Annotated in this window: 10 protein-coding genes; 9 read left to right on the forward strand and 1 reads right to left on the reverse strand. The window is 40.4% G+C overall.

The genetic code is table 11. The features are described from left to right. The first annotated feature begins 17 nt into the window (after window positions 1-17). Genes DWW86_RS16520 through DWW86_RS16530 form a run of 3 tightly spaced genes read left to right on the forward strand, consistent with a single transcriptional unit; the run spans window position 18 to window position 2,037 of the window. Complete coding sequence (locus DWW86_RS16520; RefSeq protein WP_072522469.1) at window positions 18-455, forward strand: radical SAM mobile pair system MarR family transcriptional regulator; 438 nt, start codon at window positions 18-20, stop codon at window positions 453-455. Then, window positions 452-1,141: a radical SAM mobile pair protein A gene (locus DWW86_RS16525; RefSeq protein WP_072522468.1), complete on the forward strand. Its 690-nt coding sequence runs from the start codon at window positions 452-454 to the stop codon at window positions 1,139-1,141. Before DWW86_RS16520 ends, DWW86_RS16525 begins: the two co-directional genes overlap by 4 nt. Further along, window positions 1,129-2,037 carry a radical SAM mobile pair protein B gene (locus DWW86_RS16530; protein WP_072522467.1) on the forward strand — a complete coding sequence of 303 codons (909 nt, stop codon included), beginning with the start codon at window positions 1,129-1,131 and terminating at the stop codon, window positions 2,035-2,037. The genes DWW86_RS16525 and DWW86_RS16530 overlap by 13 nt, the downstream gene beginning before the upstream one ends. 166 nt (window positions 2,038-2,203) lie before the next feature. On the opposite strand, the gene DWW86_RS16535 is transcribed toward DWW86_RS16530, so the two are convergent. Continuing rightward, complete coding sequence (locus DWW86_RS16535; RefSeq protein WP_072522466.1) at window positions 2,204-2,557, reverse strand: cupin domain-containing protein; 354 nt, start codon at window positions 2,555-2,557, stop codon at window positions 2,204-2,206. A gap of 143 nt (window positions 2,558-2,700) precedes the next feature. Here DWW86_RS16535 and DWW86_RS16540 point away from each other — a divergent pair, with 143 nt between their 5' ends. The 6 genes from DWW86_RS16540 (at window position 2,701) to DWW86_RS16565 (ending at window position 7,883) form a co-directional block, all read left to right on the forward strand. Further along, a complete protein-coding gene (locus DWW86_RS16540; RefSeq protein ID WP_072522465.1) occupies window positions 2,701-3,033 on the forward strand; it encodes a winged helix-turn-helix transcriptional regulator in 333 nt (110 codons plus the stop codon). A 136-nt stretch (window positions 3,034-3,169) separates the two neighbouring features. Further along, the gene (locus tag DWW86_RS16545; RefSeq protein ID WP_005334860.1) at window positions 3,170-3,790 is read left to right on the forward strand and encodes an NUDIX hydrolase N-terminal domain-containing protein; all 621 of its coding nucleotides are present in this window, start codon (window positions 3,170-3,172) and stop codon (window positions 3,788-3,790) included. Window positions 3,791-3,838: 48 nt separating this feature from the next. Beyond that, complete coding sequence (locus DWW86_RS16550; RefSeq protein WP_072522464.1) at window positions 3,839-4,282, forward strand: GNAT family N-acetyltransferase; 444 nt, start codon at window positions 3,839-3,841, stop codon at window positions 4,280-4,282. Window positions 4,283-4,538: 256 nt separating this feature from the next. Beyond that, a complete protein-coding gene (locus DWW86_RS16555) occupies window positions 4,539-5,150 on the forward strand; it encodes a class I SAM-dependent methyltransferase (protein ID WP_117944060.1) in 612 nt (203 codons plus the stop codon). Between the two features lie 217 nt (window positions 5,151-5,367). Then, a complete protein-coding gene (locus DWW86_RS16560; protein ID WP_416386345.1) occupies window positions 5,368-5,991 on the forward strand; it encodes a TetR/AcrR family transcriptional regulator in 624 nt (207 codons plus the stop codon). A 110-nt stretch (window positions 5,992-6,101) separates the two neighbouring features. Beyond that, on the forward strand, window positions 6,102-7,883 hold the full coding sequence (locus tag DWW86_RS16565; protein WP_117944062.1) for an ABC transporter ATP-binding protein: 1,782 nt from the start codon (window positions 6,102-6,104) through the stop codon (window positions 7,881-7,883). Window positions 7,884-7,918: the final 35 nt, after the last annotated feature.

Below are 7,918 nucleotides of genomic sequence, written 5' to 3' on the forward strand. Positions count from 1 at the left end.
TATATAGGAGTTTTTGTGTGAAAATGAATGGCGGATTTCTTGTTACCAAAATAAAACAACTTGGAGATCGAATCTTTGAGAAGATTCTCAGCGAAAAGAATATTGATGCGTTTAACGGAGCCCAGGGGCGTATTCTTTATGTACTGTGGCAGGAAGATGGAATCTCAATCAGGTCACTCTCGATTAAATGTGGATTAGCGATAACTTCTCTTACTACGATGCTGGAAAGAATGGAAAATCAAGGGCTGCTAAGACGCGTTCAGTCTGAAACGGACAAAAGGAAAACACTCCTGTTTCTGACTGAAAAAGCACATGCCTTAAAGGACGAATACGATTCTGTATCTGATAAAATGGGCAGTATTTACTACAAAGGTTTTTCGGAGGAAGAAATTACCCAGTTTGAGGAATGCCTCGACCGTATCAGAAAGAATCTTGAGGAGTGGCAGAAATCATGAATATTTGTATCAAAGATCAGATTCAAAACATGAATATCGTCATCGGATGTACAGTGGGGTGTGCATATTGCTATGCCCGCAATAATGTGAAACGCTGGCATATGATTGATGACTTTGCTGACCCTGAATTCTTTCCGGGTAAGCTCAAGATGATGGAAAAGAAACGTCCGCAGAACTTTCTTCTTACCGGCATGAGTGATCTTTCCGGCTGGAAGTCAGAATGGAGAGACGAGGTATTTGAAAAAATCCGTGAAAATCCACAGCATCAGTTCCTGTTCCTTACAAAGCGACCAGATCTGCTGGATTTTGATACAGATTTGGAAAACGCATGGTTTGGTGTTACGGTGACGAGAAAAGCAGAACTGTGGCGTATTGACGCACTACGGGAAAATGTCAGAGCAAAACACTATCATGTTACCTTTGAGCCGCTATTCGACAATCCAGGTTCAGTTGATCTTTCCGGGATTAACTGGATCGTTGTCGGCACCATGACTGGAGTTCAGAGCAGGAAGGTTCATACGGAGCCGGAGTGGGCATGGTCTCTGACAGATCAGGCGCATGTGCTTGATATTCCGGTATTTATGAAGGAAGATCTTGTCCCTATCATAGGGAATGAAAATATGATTCAGGAAATGCCGGATGAATTCAATAAAGTGTTGGAGGTACAGAGATCATGGCAGAAGTAATAAATGGAATCCTCATTCGTGAGGTGGAAACAAAGAACATCATGACCAAGTCCAGTCTGCCTGTAGGCGGTTACTCGGTCAATCCATATGTAGGCTGTACACACGCCTGCAAGTATTGCTATGCTTCTTTTATGAAGCGCTTTACCGGACACAAGGAGGAATGGGGCACTTTCCTTGATGTGAAGCATTGGCCGGAAATTAAGAATCTGAAGAAATATGCCGGACAACGGGTGGTCATCGGTTCTGTGACAGATGGCTACAATCCACAGGAGAAGCAATTCGGGAATACCAGAAAACTTCTGGAGCAGCTGATCGGCAGTGACGCAGATATTCTGATCTGCACAAAATCGGATCTTGTGGCACGGGATATTGATCTGCTGAAGAAGCTTGGACGAGTAACCGTTTCATGGTCGATCAACACACTAGATGAAAAATTCAAGAACGATATGGACTCTGCTTCTAGCATTGAGTGCCGTATCGCTGCTATGAAGCAGGTATATGAAGCAGGTATCCGTACAGTCTGTTTCGTATCCCCGGTATTCCCCGGTATCACGGATTTTGAAGCAATCTTTGAGAGGGTAAAGGATCAGTGCGATCTGTTCTGGCTCGAAAATCTCAATCTTCGAGGCAGTTTCAAAAAGACAATTATGGATTATATCGCCGAAAAATATCCTGATCTTGTACCGCTTTACGATGAGATCTATAACAAGCATAACCGCAGCTACTTTGAAGCGCTTGAAGTAAAAGCTACGGAAATGGCTAAGAAGTATGATTGTCCTTTTGTGGATAATGAAATGCCTTATGGCAGAGTCCCGCAGGGACATCCGGTGATCGTGGATTATTTCTATCATGAGGAAATCCGAGGGACAGAAAATACCGGAAAAAGAAATCGTTAATCTAAACGAAAATTAAACTGATGATGGTGGAGAGATTTATTTATCGCCATTTGAAATCGAGAAGTTCTTGTTTGAAAAATAGAGAAATTGTAAAATTGAAGAAAAAAGAAATGCACAGTTCTTAGCTTATCGGGAACTGTGCATTTTTGTAAATAAATACTTTTAATTAGCCGATTAGGACGTCCTCTGCTGTAAAATGTTCCAGAGAATTTTCTTTTACCTGTATGCAGATATAAGTAATTCCGGAAATATCGGATGCAAAAAACTGACGCTTTGCAGCAGGTGCGATTTTTAGCCAGTCTCCAGTTGAAAGGCTGATTTCTTCTCCATCAATTATGGCTTTGCCGTTACCTGAAAGAATTCCATAGATTTCTTCATTTTCTTTATGAGAATGAACAAATGGGACATTTGCTCCTGCAGGTAGTTCGTTTAAACTGATTTCTGCACCTGTTAAAGACAACTTTTCATGCAGCTCAATTCGGTTTTCCTTTCCAATAGTTGTTTTTGTGTAATTTGCCATAATAATACCTCCATAGTTAATTTGTAGTTTCTGGCTGCTTGGTATTAGTATAGTGTGAGACACATACAAAAACAAGTACGCACCTTTTTTGTAACTGCACACTTAAAATTGAATGTGTTACAATAGACTCGGAGGTGAGAATTATGCGAGCAAAAGAAGAATTACCGGAATGCCCAGTTGCAACAGCGGTATCTCTCATCGGAGGAAAATGGAAACTGCTGATTTTGCGTAACTTGAAAGAGCGCCCATGGAGATTCAATGAGCTACAACGAAGTATAGATGGTATTTCACAAAAGGTTTTGACAGATAGTTTAAGACAAATGATGAGTGATGGACTGGCATATCGCCACGATTACCATGAGCAGCCACCGAGAGTTGAATACGGATTAACGGAACTCGGAACAAAAATGCTTCCAATTGTTAATTCACTTGCTGACTTTGGTAACTACTATAAATCACTTATTGAACAGAATTAAGTACGTTAGTATTTGAAAAGCTCGAACAATCGGAATTGACCGAGCTCTTAGAGCGAGGGATGCTTCTTGTCCGAAGGGCAAGAAGATGGAGGTTAGAAAGAGTTTAACAACTCGGAATTTAAAGGAGCGATAATCTATGAATAAAAACGAACAATGGCTAAAATGGGCAGTAGAATTACAAGCTATTGCTCAGGGTGGTTTGTTTTATGGAAAGGACAAATTTGATATAGAACGATATGAAAGAATCCGAGAAATTTCTGCTGAAATGATAAGCTATAAAACTGAAATATCTACAGAAAAAGTTCAAAATTTATTTTGCAGTGATGTAGGATATCAGACTCCTAAAATAGATACAAGGGCTGCGATTTTTAAAGATGGGAAAATATTATTGGTTCATGAAGCAAATGGTACTTGGTCATTACCGGGAGGTTGGTGTGATGTTGATATTTCCGTAGAGGAGAATACAATAAAGGAGGTCAAAGAGGAATCAGGACTTGATGTTACTGTAAAACGTGTGATTGCTGTTCAAGATAGGGAGAAACATAATCTTCCAATATATGCGTATAAAGTATGTAAGATTTTTATGCAATGTGAAGTGACGGGCGGTCAATTTAAAACGAATATTGAAACAACAGGTTTTGATTATTTTGGAATTGATGAGCTTCCAGAACTTGCAGAAGAAAAGAATAATAAAGAACAAATTGCGATGTGTTTTAATGCAATGCAATCAGAAAAATGGGAAGCTTTATTTGATTGACTTCCGGTTTTCTAAACTGACAACTTCAAGTTTGACGGAGTAATAGATATGAAAATCCGAGAAGTGAATGAGAATAAAAAGCAATTTATAGCATTATTGTTATTAGCTGATGAGCAGGAAAATATGATTGATCACTATCTTGAAAAAAGTACTATGTATGTACTTGAAGATGGTAATGTAAAAGCTGAATGTGTTGTTACCGATGAAGGTAATGGAATACTTGAAATCAAGAATATCGCAGTCGATCCGAAAAGTCAGGGAAAGGGCTATGGCAAAGCACTAATTGATTTTCTTGCCAGTAAATATGCAGATGAATATTCTGTTTTGCAAGTTGGAACAGGTGACAGTCCATTGACGATACCATTTTATGAAAAATGTGGATTTGTCCGTTCTCACAAGATTCCCAATTTCTTTACTGACAATTATGACCACCCAATTTATGAGGGCGGCGTACAGTTGATAGATATGATATATTTGCAAAGATGTTTATAACTTCAAGTTTTTTAAACTAAAGAATTTATAATTTTGAGGGAAATAATGATTTCGTTATGGCGATGGCAATGTAACTAGTAGCTGGGATAAGGTCACTACTTTCTATAATAAGCAAGGTAAAAAGCTATTTAAATTCGGTCTGGCTTATGATAATGTTCAGTTGTTGGTGAAAGAAGTAAAAAATACGCAAAAAAGTATTTCAAATCAGAAAAGGAAGAAATAGAACAATCGGAAGTTAGAGAGGAGGAATAATGCAATGAGCTTCTTTGAAAATACTCGTAAGCCACAAGGCTTTGGCGGAAAATTGATGACGAAAATGATGAACAGAGGTCACGCCAAGTTATCACAATGGGGATTCTCAAATATCTCAGTAAATCCAGATGCTGCGGTACTGGATGTTGGTTGCGGAGGCGGTGCAAATATTGTAGCCTGGTTGAACAAATGCGGAAATGGACATGTGACAGGAATGGATTATTCGGAGGTCAGTGTGGCAGAATCTCAAAAACTGAACGCCGCTGCCATTAAACAAGGGAAATGTTGCGTGGTTCAAGGTGATGTATCTGCTATCCCTTTTCCGGATGCGGTTTTTGATTATGTTTCTGCTTTCGAGACAGTTTACTTCTGGCCAGGATTGGAAAAATGTTTTTTTGAGGTAAATCGAGTTCTGAAAAACGGAGGGACGTTCCTGATTTGTAACGAAAGTGATGGAACGAATGCCACAGATGAAAAATGGACAAAGTTGATTGATGGTATGAAGATTTACACTTCTGAGCAACTTGTTGCTGCCTTGAAAGAAGCAGGTTTTAGAGAGATAAAAACGTATTCAAATACAAAAAATCATTGGATAAGTATTGTTGCGATGAGATAGCCAATTCTCAGTTTTTAAAACTAAGAAATCGGTATTTATCATTTATTAGAAAAAAGGAAACTTTTGTCAAAACCAGTATTTAAAAATTTTATCAGTAATAAAGTGCAGAATGATGTTTGGATTGCAGTTTTTATGCAACTATTTCTTGTTGCTATTGACAAAACCTTTTTCAGAGATTAAAATTGTAACAGTGTTATATAGCACTGTTATATAGGAGGTGTACAAAATAAACGGAAATGGAATGACTTTAGAAAATATCCACCGGGCAGCGAAAACGGAATTTTTAGAAAAAGGATATAAAGACGCTTCCCTGCGGAATATTGTGAAATCCGTGGGAATGACTACCGGAGCCTTTTACGGATATTACAAAAGTAAAGAAGAACTTTTTGAAGCCATCGTTGGTGAGCATTATGAATATATTCGCAACCGTTTTATAAAGGCACAGCAGGAGTTTGCCGAACTTCCAGCTGCCAGACAGCCGGAAGTCATGAGTGATATTTCGGGAATCTGCATGTACGATATTCTTCATTATGCGTATGAGCATTTAGAGGAATGTAAACTGATCCTTGTCTGTTCGGAAGGAACAAAATTTGCCGGGCTAATTGATGAAATGGTGGAGATTGAAGTGGAAGGGACTCATGCCTATCAGGAGGTTTTAAGGAAGCTTGGAAGGCCCTCTCCCCATATCGATCCTTCGCTGGAGCATATTCTGATCACCGGCATGTTTCATACTTTTTTTGAATTGATCATTCATGAAATGCCGCTAAAAGATGCCGAAAACTACGTTAGAGAAATGCGCGCCTTTTATACAGCAGGATGGATGAAAATTATGGGGCAGTAATGCCTTATAATTTTTGTTTGACAGTTAGCAACAACTAACCTAAATTCGGATATTGTAAGAACATAGACGTGTTCTCTTTATCATAAACACAAAGAAAAGGAGGAATTTTTTTGAAAAAACAATCCAATTTATCACGCCTGCTGGAAATTGCAGGTAGCCATAAGTACCTGACCTATGCTTCCTGGGTGCTTTCTGCAATCAGTGCCCTGATCGCTCTGGTACCCTTCTATTACATCTGGAAAATGATCAAGGAAGTACTGGAGGTGGCACCGAATTTTGGCCAGGCACAGAACCTGACCGGTAATGGCTGGATGGCAGTATTGTTTGCGGTTATAGCGGTGCTTGTCTACATAGCAGGGCTGATGTGTTCCCATTTAGGGGCATTTCGTATCGCCACAAACCTGCGTATCCAGACCATGGAACATATTGTCAGACTTCCCTTAGGTTTTGCTGAAAGTTTTGGCAGCGGAAAACTGCGCAAGATCGTCAACGAATCCAGCGCAGCCACTGAAACCTATCTCGCTCATCAGCTTCCCGACAGAGCCAATGCCATTGCAACCCCCTGTGGTCTTTTGGTGCTGTTGTTTGCATTTGACTGGAGACTGGGACTGTTGAGCCTTGTTCCGGTTGTGCTGGGATTTCTGATCATGATGATAATGACCGGAAAGCAGATGCAGGAAAAGATGAAAGAATACCAGAATGCGCTGGATGATATGTCCAACGAAGCGGTAGAGTATGTCCGCGGGATTCCGGTGGTAAAAACCTTTGGCCAGACCATCTTTTCCTTTAAGAAGTTTAAAGACTCCATTGACCGGTATAAAGTATGGGTGATCGCTTATACCAAGCAGCTTCGGACACCGATGATGTTCTATACAGCTGCAATCAACGGAGTTTTTGCCACACTGATCGCCGGAGGCTTGTTGCTGACACAAGACGGTGTGACTTCCGGTTTCTTACTGGATCTCATTTTCTATATCATTATTACGCCGGTTATTTCTATTACACTGACACGTATCATGTTCCAAAGTGAAAATGCCATGATCGTAGATGACGCTTTACAGAGAATTGACAGCGTTTTGCGTTTGAAGCCTCTGGAGGAAACCAAACACCCAATACACCCGCACAATGCTTCCGTGGAACTGAAATCGATTCATTTCAGTTATGATGGAGAAAAAGAAGTATTAGAAGATATTTCACTGACCATTCCTGAAGGGCAGACGGTAGCTTTTGTAGGCCCGTCCGGCGGTGGTAAGACAACCCTTGCCAACCTGATTTCCCGATTCTTTGATCCCCAGAGCGGAATGGTAAAAATCGGTGGTGTTAATGTGAAAGACATCCCAAAAGAGGAACTCATGAATACGGTGTCTTTCGTATTTCAGAACAGCCGTCTCATCAAGGCGTCCATTCTGGAAAATGTGCGTATGGGAAAACCGGAAGCTACCCGTGAGGAAGTTCTGACTGCCCTTCATCACGCGCAATGCGATGATATTCTGAAAAAACTCCCACAGGGTGTGGATACGGTCATCGGTACAAAGGGGGTCTATCTATCCGGTGGAGAGCAGCAACGAATTGCCATTGCCCGTGTGATGCTGAAAAATGCTTCGATTATTATTCTGGATGAAGCCACTGCCTTTGCTGACCCGGATAACGAAAGCCGTGTACAGGCTGCTTTCTCAAAACTTTCCGAGGGAAAGACAGTGATTATGATTGCCCACAGGCTTTCTACCGTAACAAATGTGGATCAGATTTTTGTCATTCAGGACGGACAGGTTGCCGAGTGCGGGAACAGTCGTGAATTGCTTGCAAAAGACGGCATTTTCAGCCGTATGTGGAAAAATTACCAGACTTCCGTGCAATGGAAGGTAACAAAGGAGGTGACAAACTATAAATAGTCAATAGTTTTTGGAAGAAAAATTATGATTAAAAA

The organism is Ruminococcus sp. AF17-22AC (genome assembly GCF_003460065.1).
GTDB lineage: Bacteria > Bacillota > Clostridia > Lachnospirales > Lachnospiraceae > Blautia_A.

Bases quoted from the DNA above. Each gene is read 5' to 3' on its own strand.
- DWW86_RS16530 (WP_072522467.1), top strand. From the start codon at position 1,129: ATGGCAGAAGTAATAAATGGAATCCTCATTCGTGAGGTGGAAACAAAG.
- DWW86_RS16555 (WP_117944060.1), top strand. From the start codon at position 4,539: ATGAGCTTCTTTGAAAATACTCGTAAGCCACAAGGCTTTGGCGGAAAA.
- DWW86_RS16540 (WP_072522465.1), top strand. From the start codon at position 2,701: ATGCGAGCAAAAGAAGAATTACCGGAATGCCCAGTTGCAACAGCGGTA.
- DWW86_RS16525 (WP_072522468.1), top strand. From the start codon at position 452: ATGAATATTTGTATCAAAGATCAGATTCAAAACATGAATATCGTCATC.
- DWW86_RS16550 (WP_072522464.1), top strand. From the start codon at position 3,839: ATGAAAATCCGAGAAGTGAATGAGAATAAAAAGCAATTTATAGCATTA.
- DWW86_RS16535 (WP_072522466.1), bottom strand. From the start codon at position 2,557: ATGGCAAATTACACAAAAACAACTATTGGAAAGGAAAACCGAATTGAG.
- DWW86_RS16545 (WP_005334860.1), top strand. From the start codon at position 3,170: ATGAATAAAAACGAACAATGGCTAAAATGGGCAGTAGAATTACAAGCT.